This is a genomic window from Massilia haematophila, from assembly GCF_042647645.1.
GTDB classification, from domain to species: domain Bacteria; phylum Pseudomonadota; class Gammaproteobacteria; order Burkholderiales; family Burkholderiaceae_D; genus Telluria; species Telluria haematophila.
Genome location: NZ_JBHRVV010000001.1, coordinates 303,065 through 321,484, shown reverse-complemented (window position 1 = coordinate 321,484; position 18,420 = coordinate 303,065). Strand labels below are relative to the sequence as shown.

General features: G+C 66.3%; 15 protein-coding genes. 10 read left to right on the top strand and 5 right to left on the bottom strand.

Annotated features, from left to right (window positions below; genetic code table 11):
• Positions 1-91: 91 nt before the first annotated feature.
• Positions 92-817 carry an SDR family oxidoreductase gene (locus ACFOPH_RS01385; RefSeq protein WP_379732987.1) on the bottom strand — a complete coding sequence of 242 codons (726 nt, stop codon included), beginning with the start codon at positions 815-817 and terminating at the stop codon, positions 92-94.
• 149 nt (positions 818-966) lie between these two features.
• Between ACFOPH_RS01385 and ACFOPH_RS01380 the strand changes: the two genes are divergently transcribed.
• The gene (locus ACFOPH_RS01380) at positions 967-1,956 is read left to right on the top strand and encodes a diguanylate cyclase domain-containing protein (protein WP_312550177.1); all 990 of its coding nucleotides are present in this window, start codon (positions 967-969) and stop codon (positions 1,954-1,956) included.
• 300 nt (positions 1,957-2,256) lie between these two features.
• Here ACFOPH_RS01380 and murB read toward each other — a convergent pair whose 3' ends face one another.
• Positions 2,257-3,285 (bottom strand): UDP-N-acetylmuramate dehydrogenase, encoded by a 1,029-nt coding sequence (gene murB, locus ACFOPH_RS01375; RefSeq protein WP_379732984.1) that lies wholly within the window; start codon positions 3,283-3,285, stop codon positions 2,257-2,259.
• A 145-nt stretch (positions 3,286-3,430) separates the two neighbouring features.
• On the opposite strand from murB, the gene ACFOPH_RS01370 reads away from it, so the two are divergent.
• The 3 genes from ACFOPH_RS01370 (at position 3,431) to ACFOPH_RS01360 (ending at position 7,934) form a co-directional block, all read left to right on the top strand.
• Positions 3,431-3,916, top strand: coding sequence for a YajQ family cyclic di-GMP-binding protein (locus tag ACFOPH_RS01370; RefSeq protein ID WP_312550179.1), 486 nt, complete (start codon positions 3,431-3,433; stop codon positions 3,914-3,916).
• A 141-nt stretch (positions 3,917-4,057) separates the two neighbouring features.
• A complete protein-coding gene (locus ACFOPH_RS01365; protein WP_379732982.1) occupies positions 4,058-5,323 on the top strand; it encodes a nitronate monooxygenase in 1,266 nt (421 codons plus the stop codon).
• A gap of 166 nt (positions 5,324-5,489) precedes the next feature.
• Complete coding sequence (locus ACFOPH_RS01360) at positions 5,490-7,934, top strand: sensor domain-containing protein (RefSeq protein ID WP_379732980.1); 2,445 nt, start codon at positions 5,490-5,492, stop codon at positions 7,932-7,934.
• Positions 7,935-8,122: 188 nt separating this feature from the next.
• On the opposite strand, the gene ACFOPH_RS01355 is transcribed toward ACFOPH_RS01360, so the two are convergent.
• Positions 8,123-9,061, bottom strand: coding sequence for an exopolyphosphatase (locus ACFOPH_RS01355; RefSeq protein ID WP_312550182.1), 939 nt, complete (start codon positions 9,059-9,061; stop codon positions 8,123-8,125).
• A 334-nt stretch (positions 9,062-9,395) separates the two neighbouring features.
• Here ACFOPH_RS01355 and ACFOPH_RS01350 point away from each other — a divergent pair, with 334 nt between their 5' ends.
• The 4 genes from ACFOPH_RS01350 to ACFOPH_RS01335 all read left to right on the top strand — a co-directional run bounded on the left by ACFOPH_RS01350 (position 9,396) and on the right by ACFOPH_RS01335 (position 14,131).
• The gene (locus ACFOPH_RS01350) at positions 9,396-10,673 is read left to right on the top strand and encodes a sensor histidine kinase (protein WP_379737842.1); all 1,278 of its coding nucleotides are present in this window, start codon (positions 9,396-9,398) and stop codon (positions 10,671-10,673) included.
• Positions 10,674-10,778: 105 nt separating this feature from the next.
• Positions 10,779-11,552, top strand: a complete 774-nt coding sequence (locus ACFOPH_RS01345) for a LytR/AlgR family response regulator transcription factor (RefSeq protein WP_312550183.1) — start codon at positions 10,779-10,781, stop codon at positions 11,550-11,552.
• A 263-nt stretch (positions 11,553-11,815) separates the two neighbouring features.
• Complete coding sequence (locus ACFOPH_RS01340) at positions 11,816-12,973, top strand: PAS domain-containing sensor histidine kinase (protein WP_312550184.1); 1,158 nt, start codon at positions 11,816-11,818, stop codon at positions 12,971-12,973.
• Between the two features lie 144 nt (positions 12,974-13,117).
• Positions 13,118-14,131, top strand: a complete 1,014-nt coding sequence (locus ACFOPH_RS01335; protein WP_312550185.1) for a porin — start codon at positions 13,118-13,120, stop codon at positions 14,129-14,131.
• 269 nt (positions 14,132-14,400) lie between these two features.
• Here the strand turns inward: ACFOPH_RS01335 and ACFOPH_RS01330 are convergent, their stop codons facing one another.
• Positions 14,401-15,051: a class I SAM-dependent methyltransferase gene (locus tag ACFOPH_RS01330; protein ID WP_312550186.1), complete on the bottom strand. Its 651-nt coding sequence runs from the start codon at positions 15,049-15,051 to the stop codon at positions 14,401-14,403.
• Between the two features lie 12 nt (positions 15,052-15,063).
• Positions 15,064-16,002, bottom strand: coding sequence for a CysB family HTH-type transcriptional regulator (locus ACFOPH_RS01325; protein ID WP_379732977.1), 939 nt, complete (start codon positions 16,000-16,002; stop codon positions 15,064-15,066).
• Between the two features lie 171 nt (positions 16,003-16,173).
• On the opposite strand from ACFOPH_RS01325, the gene ACFOPH_RS01320 reads away from it, so the two are divergent.
• Together ACFOPH_RS01320 and ACFOPH_RS01315 are read left to right on the top strand one after the other, a co-directional pair.
• Positions 16,174-17,859, top strand: a complete 1,686-nt coding sequence (locus tag ACFOPH_RS01320) for a nitrite/sulfite reductase (protein WP_312550188.1) — start codon at positions 16,174-16,176, stop codon at positions 17,857-17,859.
• Positions 17,852-18,412, top strand: coding sequence for a DUF934 domain-containing protein (locus ACFOPH_RS01315; RefSeq protein WP_312550189.1), 561 nt, complete (start codon positions 17,852-17,854; stop codon positions 18,410-18,412). Before ACFOPH_RS01320 ends, ACFOPH_RS01315 begins: the two co-directional genes overlap by 8 nt.
• Positions 18,413-18,420: the final 8 nt, after the last annotated feature.

The following is an 18,420-nucleotide window of genomic DNA, read 5'->3' as shown; positions in this document are numbered from 1 at the left end:
CGTAGGGTGGGTACTTGTACCCACCGGCAGGGTCGCGGCAATTCCGGTGGGTTCGAGAACCCACCCTACAACGGCATCGGCCCGGGCGCGCTTACGCGCTGCGCAAATCGTCCACCGGCTTGCCGCCGAAGCCGTCGGCCAGCAGGTAATCCACCAGCCTGCGCGCGCAGTCCTCGGGCGAGGTCAGCCCGCCCTGCTCCTTGAGCTGGACGAAGCGCTCGCGCATCGGGAAACGGTCTTCGGAACTGGCGCGGATCTCGGCCTGCATGCCGGTATCGATCACGCCCGGCGCCAGGCTGCACACGCGCACGGTGGCGTCGCCATCGAGCGCCACCGCTTCGGCATGGCGGTCGAGCGCGGCCTTGGTGGCGCAGTACACGCTCCAGCCCGGATAGGCCGAGCGCCCCGCCCCGCTCGACACGTGCAGGATGCGCCGCTCGGCGCCCACGCTGGCGCGCACCACGGCGCCGGCCAGGGCCAGCGGCGCGGCCACGTTCAGGGTCGCGGCGCGGATCGCCTGCAGCGGGTCCTGCTCGGCCAGCGGCCCGACCGGCCAGACCACGCCCGCATTGTTCACCAGCAGGGCCGTGCCGCTGTCGGCCAGCCAGGCCGACAGTTCGCCCCGGCCGAGCCAGGCCGACAGCGCCGCGCCGTCCGACAGGTCGATCTCGATCTCGTTCAGCAGGCCCGGATGGCGCTCGGCGCCGCCCGGCGCCCGGCCGCGCGCCAGTCCGAGCACGGGGATGCCGCGCGCCAGCAGCTCCTCGGCGATCGCGGCGCCCAGGCCCTTGGTGTGTCCGGTGACGATGGCTTTCATGCTGTTCTCCCGTTTTGTCGATCGTGCAAGGATAATCGATCGGGCGGCGGCACGCCCACTGTTGGGCCAATCCGACGCTGCCGCCGGGATGCAGCAATTTGACAGTGCCGCGCGGTAAAATGACGCCTCCTGATCAACCTGTCCCTTCGATGACCTTCGACCGCGCGTTCCCTTCCCAGATTTCCTGCCGCGTGCTGCTGGTCGGCACGGCCGCACCGGTCCTTGCCGCGCTGCGCGAAACGCTCGCCGGCCTCGACGACATCGAGCTCTGCCTGCCCGATGCGCCGGCGGCGCCTGAGCGCATCGCCGCCCTCGAGCCCACGGTCGTGGTGCAGGCGCTCGGGGCGCGCGAAGACGGCTGCGGCTTCCTGCGTGCCTGCCGCGCGCAAGAGGCGCTCAAGGGACTGCCGTTGCTGGTGATCGCGCCCTTGGGCGACCCCGGCGGACGCGAGGCGGCCTTCGCCGCCGGCGCCACCGATTACCTGGCCTACCAGCCGGGCCGCATCGAACTGCTGGCGCGCCTGCGCTACCATGCCGGCGCCCACCTCGCGCGCCAGCAATGCGACGTCGCGCTGCGCCTGCTGCGCGAACGCGAGGAAGCGCTGGCCCGTGCCCACGCCGAGATCGACCAGCTGGCCGGCCTGGACGGCCTGACCGGCATTCCCGGCCGCCGCCGCTTCGAGCACGTGGCCCAGACCGAATGGCAGCGCGCGCGCCGCAGCGGCCAGCCGCTGTCGGTGCTGCTGTGCGACCTCGACCAGCTGGACGACTACAACCGGCAGCTCGGCCGCCCCGCCGGCGACCTGTGCCTGAAGAAGCTGGCCGGCGTGCTGACCGGCCAGTTGAAGCGCCCGACCGACCTGGCCGCGCGCTACGACGGCAAGCGCTTCGCCGTGGTGCTGCCCGACACCGGCCTGGACGGCGCGGTGCGCGTCGCCGAGGCTTGCCGGCACTCGCTCGAACACCTGGGCATGGCGCACCCCTCGCCCGAGCGGCGCGTGGTGACGCTGTCGATCGGCGTCGCCGCGAGCACGGCGGGCGAGGACGATACGCTCGAGACCCTGATCGCGCGCGCGGGCGAAGCGCTGCAGGCGGCCAAGGCGCGCGGGCGCAACCGGGTGATGGCGCTACGGGGTTGATTGCTCTAGCGAGCGCCGGGGTCGCGCAGACATTCGTTGAACGCGTGGACGGCGCGCAGTCGTAGGGTGGGCACCCTGTGCCCACGCGTTACGCGCATGGCCGGCAGTCACGTATGCCGACGCGTCGCTCGCACAGTGTGCCATGGAAGCAGACCAGGATTGAGATAGCGGACGAGAGGTTCCGGCCGCAGCCACAAAGAGGCGCACGTAACGCGTGGGCACGGCGTGCCCACCCTACGACGCCTGCCGGGCCAAGCTATTTCGGCTTAACTGAACGGTATTCGGGCGCGACTCCACCTTTCATACGAACACCGGCTCCGGCTCCAGCCGCACGCCGAAACGCGCCAGCACGTCCGCCTGGATCGCCTGTGCCAGGGCGATGACCTCGTCCCCGCTGGCGCCGCCATGGTTGACCAGCACCAGCGCCTGCTTCGGGTAGACGCCCGCCGCGCCCATGCTGCGGCCTTTCCAGCCGCACTGGTCGATCAGCCAGCCGGCCGCCAGTTTCGCGGTGCCGTCCGGCTGCAGGTGGTGCACCAGCTGCGGGAACTGCGCCAGCAGTTGCGCGCATTGTTCCTGGCTCACCACCGGATTCTTGAAGAAGCTGCCGGCATTGCCGATCTCGGCCGGGTCGGGCAGCTTGCGGCGGCGGATCGCGATCACCGCCTCGCTCACCTGGCGTGGGGTGGGTTCCGATATGCCGGCTTCGCGCAGGGCATTGGCCAGCTCGGCATAGCGCAGGTTCGGCTGCCAGGCGCGCGGCAGCGCGAAGGTGACGTCGAGCACCACCAGCCGGGCGCCTTCCGGGTGCTTGAACAGGCTGTCGCGGTAGCCGAAGCGGCACGCCGGCCCGCTCAGGGTGCGCCGTTCGCCGCTGTCCAGGTCGTGCACGGTGAGCGAGTGGAACACGTCCTTGATTTCCAGGCCATACGCCCCGATGTTCTGGATCGGCGCCGCGCCCACGGTGCCGGGGATCAGCGACAGGTTCTCCAGCCCGCCCAGCCCCTGCGCCAGGGTGAAGTCGACGAAGTCGTGCCAGCTCTCGCCCGCGCCGGCGCGCACCAGCACTGACTCGCCGTTCTCGCCGACAACGGCGCGGCCGGGAATCGCCATGTGCAGCACCAGCGCCTCGACGTCGTGCGCCAGCAGGACGTTGCTGCCGCCGCCGAGCACGAAGCGCGGCACGCCGGCCAGCGGCGCGTGGCCGTGCAGGCGCTCGAGCTGGGCCGCGTCGACCACCCGCAGGTAATGGCGGGCGCGCGCAGGCAGGCCGAAAGTGTTGAAGCGCTGGAGCGAAACATCGTGTTCGATGGGCAGGTCGAAGTGCATGAAGGACAGGTCCGCGATACTGGAAACGGGTCGATTATAGAGGCTCGACGGTGCACTTCGGCAAAAAGCACGGTCGTCCGGCAAGCTTGTCCGTTAAAATACTGCCACTCATGAATTCAGCATCTATTTAGTAAGGAATAACACCATGCCATCGTTTGACGTGGTCTGCGAAGCAGACATGGTCGAAGTGAAGAATGCCGTCGAGCAATCGAACAAGGAAATCACCACCCGTTTCGACTTCAAGGGCAGCTCCGCCAAGGTCGAGCAAAAGGAACGCGAACTGACCCTGTTCGCCGACTCCGACTTCCAGCTCGGCCAGGTGCGTGACGTGCTCGTGGGCAAGATGACCAAGCGTAAGGTCGATGTCCGCTTCCTCGACGAAGGCAAGGTCGAGAAGATCGGCGGCGACAAGGTCAAGCAGGTCATCAAGGTGCGCAACGGCATCGAGACCGAGGACGCGAAGAAGATCACCAAGGCCATCAAGGAAAGCAAGATGAAGGTGCAGGCCAGCATCCAGGGCGAGTCGGTGCGCGTCACCGGCGCCAAGCGCGACGACCTGCAGGCCGCCATGGCGCTGCTGCGCAAGGACGTCCAGGACCTGCCCCTGGCATTCAACAACTTCCGCGACTGAGCCTGCCTCAGCGCGACCGCGCCGCGACCCGCCCGTACGCCGCCCCGCCATGGGCTTGGAGTAGAATGGAGGTCGCTTACACCCGTTTCGATGCCGGCCCCGCCGCGTTGGACGGGAGCAAACGGTAGTTTAAGGATAGCAATGAAACGTGTTGATGATTTCCGCCTGCGTCTGGGCAACAAGGAATATGTTCCCATCATGATCGGCGGGATGGGCGTGGACATTTCGACCTCCGAGCTCGCGCTGGAAGCGGCGCGCCTGGGCGGTATCGGCCATATCTCGGACGCGATGGTGCCGGACGTGTCGGACCGCAAGTTCGACACCACCTTCGTCAAGGACAAGACCAAGCTCTACAAGTTCAACATCAACAACATGGACAAGTCCGTGGTGCAGTTCGACCTCGAGCGCCTGGCCGAGGCGACCCGCCTGCACGTGGGCGCCACCATGGCGGCGAAGCAGGGCGATGGCCTGATCTTCGTGAACTGCATGGAAAAGCTGACCATGAACGCGCCGAAGGAAACCCTGCGCACCCGCCTGTCGGCGGCGCTGGACGCGGGCATCGACGGCATCACCATGTCGGCCGGCCTGCACCTGGGCTCGTTCGAACTGATCAAGGACCACCCGCGCTTCCGCGAAGCCAAGCTGGGCATCATCGTGTCCTCGGTGCGCGCGCTGCAACTGTTCCTGCGTAAGGTCTCGAAGCTGAACCGCCTGCCCGACTTCGTCATCGTCGAGGGCCCGCTCGCCGGCGGCCACCTGGGCTTCGGCTTCGACTGGAAGGAATACGACCTGCACACGATCATCGACGAGATCCTGGCCTACATGCGCGCGGAAAACATCGACATCCCTCTGATCGCGGCCGGCGGCGTGTTCACCGGCTCGGACGCCGTGCGCTTCCTGGAAAAAGGCGTGGGCGGCGTGCAGGTGGCGACCCGCTTCACCGTCACCCACGAGTGCGGCATGCCCGACAGCGTCAAGCAGGAATACTTCCGCGCCAGCGAGGAAGACATCATCGTCAACGGCATCTCGCCGACCGGCTACCCGATGCGCATGCTGAAAAGCACGCCGGCGATCGGCTCGGGCATCCGTCCGGGCTGCGAGTCCTACGGCTACCTGCTCGACGCCACCGGCAACTGCGCCTACATCAACTCGTACAACCGCGAGGTGCAGGCCAACCCGGACCTGAAGACCGTGTCGGTGATGGACAAGACCTGCCTGTGCACGCACATGCGCAACTACAACTGCTGGACCTGCGGCCACTTTACCTACCGCCTGAAGGACACCACGCACAAGCTGGCCGACGGCAGCTACCAGATCCTGTCGGCCGAGCACGTGTTCAAGGACTACCAGTTCAGCGTGAACGACGAAGTCGCCCTGCCGCCGAAGCAGGAAATCGCGGCGGCCTGAGCGGTTGCGCGGCGGGTTGGCGGCGCACGCCACCCGAGGTAAACGAAAAAAGCCACGGCCCCGGCCGTGGCTTTTTGCTTTCGTGCTCCTGTGACAGGCGCCGGGAACAGGTGTAGCCTAGTCTGGTCCAAAGGAGGCGGGATGTCCCCGCCGAAAGACGCTCAGCATGTACACGTCCATTGTGACCGAGAACGCGGCCTTCCTGGTCGACGACACCGGCCGGATCGCGAGCTGGAACGCAGGCTGCGAACACCTGTTGCAACTGCCCGCCGACGCCGCCATCGGCAAGCCGATGATCGATCTGCTGGAGGCGGGACAGGCGATCGAGGCGCCCGCTCCGTCCTCCTCGTCCGACGCCGCCCTCGCCGCCCACCGCGCGCACTGGCGCGGGCTGGCCGCCAATCACGGCCAGACCAACACGGTCCTGCTGCGCCGCGCGCGCGCCGGGCCGCTGCGGGCCAACCTGACGCTGTCGCCCCAGCACGACCTCGAAGGCAAGGTACAGGCCTGGATCGCGGCGATCGACAATGTGCAGGACGAACATACCCCGGAGGCGAATATCGTCGGCCGCACGCCGCTCTCGACCATCGTCGACGTGTTGCCCGGCACCTTCTATGCGATCAACCGCGCCGGCCGCTTCGTGCTGTGGAACCGCAACCACGAGCGCCTCACCGGCCTGACGCGCGACGAGACCGCCGCCACCCGCGCGGTCGAGCTGTTCGACCTGCGCACCCGCCCCATGATCGCCGAGCACATCCGCCGCGTGTTCGAGGAAGGCGCGGAGGTCGAGCTCGAGGCCGACGTCCAGGCGCGCGACGGACGCGAGACGCCGATGCTGCTGTGCGGCGCGCGCGTGACCTGCGACGGCGACGACTACCTGTTCGGCATGGGCCTGGACATCACCCGCCTGCGCACCCAGGAGCGCGCACTGCGCCTGCGCGAGCGCGCCCTGCACGCGGCCAGCAACGGCATCGTCATCACCCGCATCGACGGCCACGACTGTCCGATCGAATACGTCAACCCCGCCTTCGAGCGCATCACCGGCTACCGCACCGACGAAGTGATCGGGCGCGACTCGCGCTTCATGGCCGCGCCCGGCATGGACAGCAACGAGCGCGCCCGCCTGCGCGAGGCGGTGGCCGCGCGGCAGGAGGTGAACGTGGTGTTCCGCAACATGCGCAAGAACGGCGACATCTTCTGGAGCGACCTGACCATCACGCCGGTGCTCGACGAGCACGGCCGGGCCAGCCACTTCATCGGCGTCATCATGGACGTTACCGCCACCAAGCAGCGCACCGCCCACCTCGAGCACGAGGTCAACCACGATGCCCTGACCGGCCTGGCCAACCGCAACCTGCTGTGGGACCGGCTCGAGCACGCGCTGCACCTGGCGCAGCGCCAGAAATCGCTGGTGGCCGTGGTGCTGGTCGACCTGAACAACTTCAAGGCCATCAACGACACCCATGGCCACGAGGCCGGCGACGTGGTGCTGAAGGTGGTCGCCAAGCGCCTGCTGGCCTCGGTGCGCGACAGCGACACGGTGGCGCGCCTGTCCGGCGACGAGTTCGTGATGGTGCTGGTGAACCAGCCGTCGCTGCGCTTCACGCTGCGCATGATCGAGCGCCTGCGCCAGAGCCTGACCCAGCCGGTCGCGTTCATACACAAGGAAATCGCGGTCGGCGCCAGTCTCGGGGTGGCGGTATATCCGCACGACGGCCATAGCGCCGCCGACCTGGTGCGCTCGGCGGACGTGGCGATGTACCACGCCAAGGCGACCGGGCGCAACGAAATCCATTTCTTCTCGAGCGACATGAAGTCGACCACCGACGCCCGCCAGAAGCTCGACGCCGGCATGGCCCACGCGATCGAGCGCGGCGAACTGTTCATGCTGTACCAGCCCTGCATCGACGCGCACAGCGGCACCGTGAAGAGCTTCGAGGCCCTACTGCGCTGGCGCCATCCCGAGCATGGCGTGCTGCTGCCCGCCGCCTTCCTGCCGGAGGCCGAGGAAAGCGGGCGCATCGTCCAGTTCGGCGCCTGGGTGCTGGACCAGGCCTGCCTGTTCCAGCGCGAGCTGAAGGAACTGGGCGTGACCCGCGTGCCGGTCTCGGTCAACGTCTCGGCGCGCGAATACATGCAGCAGGATTTCGTCGCCGGCATCGCCACCCGCCTGGCCCTGCACGGCCTGGCGCCGGACAGCCTGCAGATCGAGCTGCGCGAGGAAACCCTGATGCGCAACCCCGGCCAGGTGCGCGACCTGGCCGGCCAGTTGCGCCAGCTGGGCCTGACGCTGTCGGTCGACGAGTTCGGCCAGGGCATGACCGACCTCGGCTTCCTGCGCGAGCTGGCCGTCGGCCAGCTCAAGCTGTCGAAGGAGGCCGTGCATGCGATCGCCGAGGACGGGCCGCGCGACAGCAGCGTCATGGCGCGCACCCTGATCGACATCGGCCACAACCTGCGCATCCCGGTCATCGGCGACGCCATCGAGACGCGCTCGCAGATGGAATTCCTGAAGGCGCACGGCTGCGAGGGCCTGCAAGGCGCCTGGTTCAGCGAGCCGATGCCGCCGGACGCGGCGCGCGAGCTGGTGCGCAACCCGCTGCCGGCGTGAACCGCGGAACGCCGGGTGCCAGGCCTGCAGGATGGGCGGCGGCACCGGAATGCGTGCGTGTCCACCTCTTCGATGCCGCCCACGCGTTCAACCGGTGCCGGCACGGCCGCGAAGCTTCGACCGGTCGTCGAACGCGTGGGCGGCGCTTCGGCTAGCGGCAGGCGCCTTTCCGAGCGGAGCCGCCCACCCTACCCTTCTGTCGTGATCCGCTGCACCAGCGCCCCCAGCACGTCTTCCGCGATTTCGTTCGAGACCTGGCAGGTGCCGGCATTCTCGTGCCCGCCGCCGCCGTACTCGAGCATCAGGGCGCCGATGTTGGTGTTCGATGTCCGGTTCAGGATCGACTTGCCGGTGGCGAACACGGTGTTCTGGTTCTTCAGGCCCCACAGGACGTGGATCGAGATGTTCGTTTCCGGGAACAGCGCATAGATGATGAAGCGGTTGCCGGCGAAGATGGTCTGTTCCCCGCGCAGGTCGAGCACCACCAGGTTGCGCTCGACCCGGGCACAGCGCCGGATCTGCTCCTTGCAGCGCGCGCTGTGCTCGAAGTACAGCGCGGTGCGCTCCTTCACGTCGGGCAAGGCCATGATCTCGTCGATCGACATGGTGCGGCAGGCCTCGATCAGGGCCATCATCAGCTGGTAGTTCGAGATGCGGAAGTCGTGGAAGCGGCCGAGGCCGGTGCGCGCGTCCATCAGGAAGTTCAGCAGGTTCCAGCCGGCCGGCTCGAGCACTTCCTCGCGCGAGAAACGGGCGGCGTCGGCCTTGTCGACGGCGGCCATCATCTCGTTCCAGGCCGGCGGGAAGACCCGCGTCCCGCCGTAATGCTCCCAGACCACGCGCGCCGCCGAAGGCGCGTCGGGCTGGATCACGTGGTTGGGGCGCGCGCCGCTGTTGCGCATCGTTTCGGACAGGTGGTGGTCGAACACCAGGTGGGCGCCCGCCACATACGGGAGGTTGGTGGTGATATCGCGGTTCGTGATCGCGATCTTCCCATCCTGCATGTCCTTCGGATGGACGAAGAGGATGTCGTCGATCAGGTCCAGGTGCTTGAGCAGGACTGCGCAGACCAGTCCGTCGAAATCGCTGCGGGTGACAAGGCGGTAGGTTTTAGGAACGGCAGACATCGGCATACCCTTTCATTGAACGAAGATGGGCTGGCGCGGCCAGGACGTCATCCCATCATACCGCGCAAAATTTCCTAATGACAGTTTTTAAATGTGCCTTGGGCAACTTACAACGTTGCGCCGCGCCTGTATGCGCCCGCGCCTGCAGCCCGGTCGCCTGTTTTTGCGCCCTGTCGCAAAGACCGTGCTTCGTGGCCCGATCGTGACGTAAAGTTGCGACATCCCAATAGGTGATGCACGCCAGTGATGCATTCCCTAAACCAATATTTCGTCACCCGATGACAGCAACCGCGGTACACTCGCACCCGCAATGACATTTCATAAACACCCGACCATGCAAGCCCGCAGCCCCATCCAGGTTTATTTTTCCGGCGTCCTGTCGTGGCTCTACCGCGCCTTCGATGCGGTGGCGACCTGGGTCACCCAGCTGTCGTGGTGGAAGTTTTTCCTGTTCGCGGCCCTGACCCTGATCGCCGGCGCCATCCTGCAGGAGGAATTGTTTTCCGGCGCAGACGAAGACCTGCCGCGCGCCGAGCGCAGCGGCCGCAAGGAACAGACCAGCATCCTGATCGACGACAGCGGCATCCGCTTCAGCCCGCGCAACAAGCCGAAACCGCCAGCCGCGCCCGAGGCGCCGGCAGGGGCGCCTGGCGTCCCTGGCGTACCTGGCGTTCCTGACGCCCCGGATGCTCCCGACGCCCCCGCCGCACCGTCCCTGCCGGCGTCCGGCCTGCCCAAGGGCGTGCATCCGAACGGCGACTCGGTCCACATCGAGCTGCCGCCGCAGATCGCCGAAGAACTGTCGGTGGCGATCGAAGGCGCGGTCGACGATGCGGCCGAAGCGAAAGTGTCGCGTTACCACAAGCAGGCCTCGACCTGGTTCACCAGCTTCGTCTGGCTGCTGGTGCTGGCCCTGTTCGGCACCAAGGCCCTGGTCGGCGGCAAGAAACGCGCCGAGCTGCAGACCCGTACGGCGAACGCCGCCGCCGAGCGCGAATCGATGCAGCGCCAGCTGTCGGAAGCGAAGATGCAGATGATGCAGGCCCAGGTCGAACCGCACTTCCTGTTCAATACCCTGGCCTCGGTCGAGCACCTGATCGAGACCAATCCGCCGCGCGCCTCGGCCATGCAGCGCAGCCTGATCCTGTACCTGCGCGCGGTGCTGCCGCAGATGCGCGACAACACCCTGGTGACCAACCTCGGGCGCGAGGTCGACATGGTGACGGCCTACCTGGACCTGCTCAAGATGCGCATGGAAGAGCGCCTGACGGTCGACCTGCAGATCCCGGACGGCCTGCGCAACGCCGCCTTCCCGCCGATGATGCTGCAATCGATGGTCGAGAACGCGATCAAGCACGGCCTCGAATGCAAGCCCGAGGGCGGCACGCTGAAGGTCGTCGCCGACGTCGCCGACGGCAAGCTGCGCGTCACCGTCACCGACGACGGCGTCGGCTTCGGCGTGGTGCCGAGCAACGGCACCGGCCTGGGCCTGCCGACCATCCGCGAACGGCTGCGCCTGCTGCACGGCGACGCCGGGCAATTGCACATCGCCGCGAACAGCCCGACCGGCGTGATCGCCATGGTCGAAGTGCCTTACCAGGTGTCGCGGTGAACGTACCGGGTTTCCGGCCAGTCGGCCGGTCGGCAAGCCGGCGCCTTGCCCTGCACGCCGTTTTCTTGAATAATTGTCACTCTCCTCTCACGAGCGGATAACAACATGCCTACCGCGATTATTGCCGACGACGAAAGACTGATGCGCGACCAGCTGCGCATGCGCCTGGAACAGGTGTGGCCGGAACTGGAAATCGTGGGCGAAGCGAAGAACGGCGACGAAGCCGTCGAGCTGGTCGGCCAGCACAAGCCCGACCTGACCTTCCTCGACATCCGCATGCCGGGCAAGACCGGCATGGAAGCGGCGCGCGAGATCGGCGAGCGCAGCCAGATCGTGTTCGTCACCGCCTACGACCAGTACGCGGTCGAGGCCTTCGAGCGCGGCGCGGTCGACTACGTGCTCAAGCCGTCCGAGCCGGAGCGCCTGAAGGTGACGGTCGAGCGCCTGAAGACCCGCTTGGAATCGAACAAGGCGGCGCCGGGCGCGGTCGTCAACGACAGCGTCACCGCCATGCTGTCGCAGCTGGCCGAGAAGATCGCGGCGCCGAAACCGAAGCACCTGCAATGGATCCAGGCCAGCATCGGCCAGGACCTGCGCATGATCCCGGTCGAGGAAATCCTGTTCTTCCGCTCGGACGAGAAATACACCTGCGTGCAGACCGAGAAATTCGAGGCCTTGATCAGGAAGCCGGTGCGCGACCTGGCCGAGGAACTCGACCCCTCGCTGTTCTGGCAGATCCACCGCGCCACCCTGGTCAACGTGAACGCGATCGAAGGCGTCACGCGCGACATCCGCGGCCGCCACCTGGTCCTGATCAAGGGGCGGCCGGAAAAGCTCGAGGTGAGCCGCAGCTTCCTGCATCTGTTCAAGCAGATGTAAAGAGCGCGGTTTTCCGTAGGGTGGGCTCTTGAGCCCACGCGGTTTTACGGGCTGAATAGCCGCACAATGCGCAATCGTCGCGAATTGCGCTTCGATCGTTTTTGCCTCTGCTCACCCGGTCAGTCCGCGTGGGCTCGAGAGCCCACCCTACGAAAACGGCACGGGCCTTGCCCGCCCCGCTTGTCCCGCCTCAACCCCGCTCAGCCCTTCGCGCCGTATCGTAACGGCTGGCCCGCGCCGCGGGCTCCATCGCACACGTACCCATGAGACATCAGCGCACCATGCGCCGGCGCGGGCGCAGCGCGGCGGTATTCGCCCTTGGCCTGCTCGGCGGGAACCTGATCGCGCGCCTGAACGTCGACGGTCACGGCGACGGCCCCGCGCGCCACAGCCGCCGCATCGTCGACAATGCCGGCGAAGCGATCATCTCGGCCGACGAGTTCAGCCGCGTGGTGCTGGCCAACCCCGCCGCGGCGGCGATGTTCGGCGTCAGCGTCGCGCAAATGCTCGGGCAGCCGCTGGCGCACTTCATCCGCGCGCCCGTTGAAGCCAGCGGGAGTCCGCTCGACTACTTCCAGGGCGGCGGCCGCGCCGGGCGCCGCGCCACCGACTACGCCGGGGTCGGCATGCGCGCCGGCGGCGACCTTTTCCCGATCGAGGGCTCGATCACCGACGCCTTCCAGGACGGCGTCACGCTCTACACCATCATCCTGCGCGACATCTCGGAACGCCAACGCGTGCAGCAGAAGCTGGCGCGCTCGCACGACCAGCTGCGCCAGTTGTCGGCCGCGCTGCAGACCATCCGCGAAGAGGAGCGCACCCATATCTCGCGCGAGCTGCACGACGACCTCGGCCAGCTGCTGGCCTCGCTGCGCATGGACCTGACCCTGCTGCGCGAGATCTGCGCCGGCCCCGACGAGTCCCAGCGCCTGATCGCCGGCATGGACGCCAACCTGCTGACCGCCATCACCTCGCTGCGCCGCATCGCCACCAACCTGCGCCCGCGCGCGCTCGACGAAGGCGGCCTGTACTTCGCCCTGCAGGGCCTGCGCGACGACTTCGTCGAGCGCCACGGCATCGCCTGCGAGCTGCTGGCCGACGAGGCCGAGCTGCGCCTGGACGACCAGGCCAGCACCACCATCTTCCGCATCGTCCAGGAAGCGCTGACCAACGTCGCGCGCCACGCCCAGGCCACGCGCGTCACCCTCACCCTCTACCGCAGCAACAGCGAACTCCTGATCACGATCCGCGACGACGGCCGCGGCATCGACGACGCCGACATGGAAAAGGCCGAGTCGCTCGGCCTGGTCGGCATGCGCGAGCGGGTCTGGGGGCTGAAGGGCGAGATCAGCATCGGCCCGGACGAGGGGCCGGGCACCCGCATCGACATCGTGCTGCCGGTGGCCGACCATATCGTTTAGCCGGTTTCGTCCCTGCGGCCGCAGTGTCCGGCGCGGCCATGCTGTCTTGTCATCAAGACGACATATTGCTTCGATAAGATTCGCTCGACCTTGAGTTTGCCCCACGCCAACTCAATCCTTCGTCGAACCTTATTGGAGATCTTCATGCAATACAAAGCCCTGGCCGCAGCGCTGATCACGACCCTCCCGCTGTTCGCGCACGCGCAGACCAACGTCACCATCTACGGCGTCATGGACGCGGCGATCGCCGTCGAGGACACCGACGCGCCGGGCGAGAAGCGCCGTACCGTCATCAACTCGGGCAACCAGTCGAGCAGCCGCATCGGCTTTCGCGGCACCGAAGACCTGGGCAACGGCCTGAAAGCGATCTTCAACATCGAAGCCGGCGTGTCGCTCGACACCGGCGCCGCCGACTCCTCGCTGTTCGGCCGCCGCTCGGTGGTCGGCCTGCAGGGCAACTTCGGCCAGCTGACCGTCGGCCGCGAATACAGCCCGATCGCCTCGGTCGCCGCCGCCTCGGACGTGTTCGGCCAGGGCTTCTACGGCAGCAACCTGTCGGCCTTCACCAGCAACCGCCTGACCCGCCGCCTGAGCAACTCGGTCAACTACAAGAGCAACCCGATCGCCGGCTTCTCGGTCCTGGCCGCCTACTCGGCCGGCGAGCGCAGCGCCGACCCGTCGGGCGACCTGAGCGGCGTGGCGCTGGAATACAAGAACGGCGCCCTGTACCTGGGCGCCGGCTACCACCAGCTCGAGCGCCTGGCGACTGGCGACGACAAGGAATACGCCTTCGGCGCGGGCTACAGCTTCGGCGCCTTCGACCTGAAGGGCAACTACCTGGTGGCCGACCAGACCGGCAGCAACAACAAGTTCGAGCAGATCAACGTCGGCGGCGCCTACACCACCGGCCCGAACAAGTTCTTCGTCAACCTGCAGCGCAACGAGATCGACAACGGCGCCAAGGGCAACCTGTGGGCCGTCGCCTACAGCTACGCGCTGTCGAAGCGCACCAACCTCTACACGACCTACGGCACCATGCGCAACAACGAGCGCGGCGTGTTCGGCATCAATTCGTCGTCGACCAACGTGACCCCGCCGGCGGCCGCCCTGGGCGCCGATCCGAGCGCGTTCACGGTAGGTGTGCGGCACTCGTTCTAAGCGAGTGTGGGCGCTCGATGTGGCGCCCTTTTCGGCCGCGTACCTTCGCAAAGGCGTAGGGTGGGTTCTTGAACCCACGCTGTACGACAGCCGAAACAACGAGGCCGATGATCTCGCAGCGATGCGACGATCATCGGCCTCTTTTCCTTGGCACGCGTTTCGACATGCGTCCGTGGTACGGCGTGGGTTCGAGAACCCACCCTACGCCATCGCGAACGTTACGTAACCGGCCGTAAACAGCGGACATGCCGCAGTTCGGCCGTTTCCACTTACTTCAACCGGCAAGTCAGAATCCAGAAAAACTCGATCCGCTCGATCTTGATTTCCTTGCCGACCGCGCCGACCCGCTTGCGCAGAGCGCTGTCGGCCGGGTAGCTCTTCGGCAGCTCGAAGCGCTCGCCATCCTCGGTGGTCAGGATTTCCCAGGTGTTGCCCTCAGCATCGGTGCGCGCCGTGGTTTCGCTGAAGCCTTCCACGAAGGACTCGTCGAGGATGACCAGCAGCACGTCCTTGCCCAGGCGTTTCTTCAGGCCCGCCAGCAGCTTGTCCTGCTCGCTCTTGGTGAGGTGCGACCACAGGAAGCTCACCAGCACTGCCGAGAATTTTCCGATGTCTTCCGGCAGGTCGAGGGCGTCGGCCACGCGGAAGCTGACTTTACCTTCCGGCATGCCGCGCTCGCGGGCGATGTCGACCAGGTTGGCGTTGATGTCCACCGCCAGCACCGAGGCGGCCGACTCGGCTGCGATTTCGGTCCAGTAACCGGTGCCGCAGCCCAGCTCCAGCACGCTGTGGCCGGCCAGGACGTTGCCGAGGTGGATGCTCATGTCGTCGATGTCCTCGTCCATGTCCGGCTCGAGGTAGATGTCTTCGACGGCTTCGCCCAGTTGGGCATAGTATTTTGCTACTTGTTGATTGCTCATGATGTTCTCTTGTTACAGCTCGTAATTCTCGCCACCGCGCATCGCCGCCTCGACCATCTTGCGGTTCAGGCTCGGCGCCAGCAGCTCGATGAAGGTGTAGATGTAGCTGCGCAGGTAGGCGCCCTGCTTGACCGCCACGCGCGAGACGTTCATGCCGAACAGGTGGCCGACCGGAATCGCGCGCAGGTTGCGGTCGCGTTCCGCATCAAAGGCCATGCCGGCAATGATGCCCACGCCCATGCCCAGTTCGACATAGGTCTTGATGACGTCGGCGTCGATGGCTTCGAGCAGCACGTCCGGCTTCAGCTCGCGCAGGTTGAAGGCATGGTCGATCTTGCTGCGCCCCGCGAAGGCGGCGTCGTAGGTGATCAGCGGATAGCGCGCGATTTCGTCCAGCGCCACCGCTTTCGAGCGCAGCAGCTCGTGTTCCGGCGGCACCACCAGCACGTGCTCCCACTGGTAGCAGGGCAGCGTGATCAGGCCGTCGACGGCGGCGATCGACTCGGTGGCGATCGCGAGATCCGCCTGGCCGTTCTTGACCATGTCGGCGATCTGCTTCGGATTCCCTTGCAATAAGGACAATCTCACCTTCGGGAACTTGCCCATGAAGGCTTGCACCACCTTCGGCAGCATGTAGCGCGCCTGGGTATGGGTGGTGGCGATGGTGAAGCTGCCGCTGTCGTGGGCCGCGTATTCCTTGCCGATGCGTTTCAGGCTGTCGATTTCCTGCATGATCAGCTCGACCGAGGCCAGCACCAGCCTGCCCGGCTCGGTCAGCCCGCGGATGCGCTTGCCGTGGCGGGTGAAGATGTCGACCCCGAGCTCTTCTTCCAGCTCGATGATGGCCTTCGACACCCCCGGCTGGGAGGTGAACAGGGCCTTGGCCGCGTCCGTGAGGTTGAAGTTCTGGCGCACGGCTTCGCGTACGAAGCGCAATTGATGAAGGTTCATTCCTGTTGTTATGGTGATTTGAGAAAACGCCAGTCGCTATTTTATGCGAATGCTTATGCCCCTACCGCATATAAGCAAATAAATAGTCGGTAGTTTGGAATAAAGCTCATCGCCCTTACCATTCCATCCAGCCTAAAGGGTTCTGAAGCCCGCATTCCATCAGGAAAATCTATGTACCGCTACGACCAATACGACCATCTCATCGTCCGCGAACGCATTGCGCAGTACCGCGACCAGGTTGCACGCCGCCTGAACGACGAGCTGACCGAAGAAGAGTTCCTGCCGCTGCGCCTGCAGAACGGCCTGTACATGCAGCGCCACGCCTACATGCTGCGCGTCGCCGTGCCGTACGGCCTGCTGTCCACAAGCCAGATGCGCATGTTCGCCCACATCGCACGCAAGTACGACCGCGGCTACGGCCACTTCACGACGCGCCAGAACATCCAGTACAACTGGATCGAGCTGGAGCAGACGCCGGACATCCTGACCGACCTGGCTTCCGTCGAGATGCACGCGATCCAGACCTCGGGTAATTGCATCCGTAACATTACCACTGATGAGTTTGCCGGCGTTGCGGCCGACGAGATCATGGACCCGCGCCCCTTCGCCGAGATCCTGCGCCAGTGGAGCACCTTCCACCCCGAATTCATCGCCCTGCCCCGTAAATTCAAGGTCGCCATCAACGGCGCCGTGGAAGACCGCGCCGCCATCGCGATCCACGACATCGGCCTGACCCTGGTCAGGAACGACGCCGGCGAAGTCGGCTTCAAGTTCATGGCCGGCGGCGGCATGGGCCGCACCCCGATTATCGGCAGCGTGATTCGCGAGTTCCTGCCCTGGCAGCACCTGCTGACCTATACCGAAGCCGTAATGCGCGTGTACAACTCGCATGGCCGCCGCGACAACAAGTACAAGGCCCGCATCAAGATCCTGCTGAAGTCCCTGGGCGTCGAGGAATTCGCGCGCATGGTCGAGGAAGAGTGGCAAGACCTGAAGGACGGTCCGGAAACCCTGACCCGCGAGGAATACGACCGCGTCGCCGCCTACTTCCAGCCGCCGGCCTACGAGACCCTGCACGACACCGACCCGAGCGCCGCGCATCCGGACAACCGCGCCTTCGCCAACTGGCTGAACCGCAACGTCAAGCCGCACAAGGTGCCGGGCTATGCCGCCGTCGTGCTGTCGCTGAAGAAAACCGGCGTGCCGCCGGGCGACGCCACCGCCGAGCAGATGGATTTTGTTGCGGACCTGGCCGACAAGTTCAGCTTCGGCGAACTGCGCGTGACCCACGAGCAGAACCTGGTGCTGGCGGATGTGAAGCAGTCCGCGCTGTTCGAACTGTGGCAACTGGCGAAATCGAAAGGCCTGGCGACGCCGAACATCGGCCTGCTGACCGACATCATCTCCTGCCCGGGCGGCGACTTCTGCTCGCTGGCGAATGCGAAGTCGATCCCGATCGCCGCCGCGATTGCCGAGCGTTTCGACGACCTCGACTTCCAGCACGACATCGGCGACATCGAACTGAACATCTCGGGCTGCATCAATGCCTGCGGCCACCACCACGTCGGTTCCATCGGCGTGCTCGGCGTCGACAAGGACGGCAGCGAGTGGTACCAGGTCTCGATCGGCGGCGCGCAGGGCAACAACGCGGCCATCGGCAAGATCATCGGCCCCTCGTTCTCGGCCGGCCAGATGCCGGAAGTGATCGGGCGCCTGCTGAACGTCTACGTGCAGAACCGCTTCGAAGGCGAGCGCTTCGCCGAGACCGCGCAGCGCCTGGGCATTACGCCATTCAAGGAACACGTGTATGCCACGCCGATCCCGGCGGGCGAACTGGTTGGGGAAGACCATGCTTGAAGTAGTCCACGAACACATCATCCGCGGCCGCGAAGTGGTGGCCGACGACTGGCGTGTGCTGCGCCTCGAAGAAGGTGAAGCACCGGAAGCCGTCGTCGTCCCCGAAGGCCGCGTCATCGTGCCGCTGGCCGTCTGGCTCGCGCAGAAGGAGACGCTGGCGCAGCGTGCCGAACTCGGCGTGTGGCTGGCGGCCGACGAGCGCTTCGAGAGCCTGAAGGGCGACTCGGACCGCTTCGCCGTCATCGCGGTGGACTTCCCGAAATTCAGCGACGGCCGCGGCTATTCGATCGCCTACAACGTGCGCAAGCGCCTGGGCTACAGCGGCGAGCTGCGCGCGATCGGCGACGTGCTGCGCGACCAGCTGTTCTCGATGTCGCGCGTCGGCTTCAACGCCTACGCGACCCGCCAGGACCGCTCGATTCACGAGGCACTGAAGGGCCTGACCGTGTTCTCGGAAACCTACCAGGCATCCATCGACCAGCCGCTGCCGCTGTTCCGCCGCGCCGAGCGCGACGCGAAACCCGAGCACAGCGACATCGGCGCCGGCATCTGAGGACCACG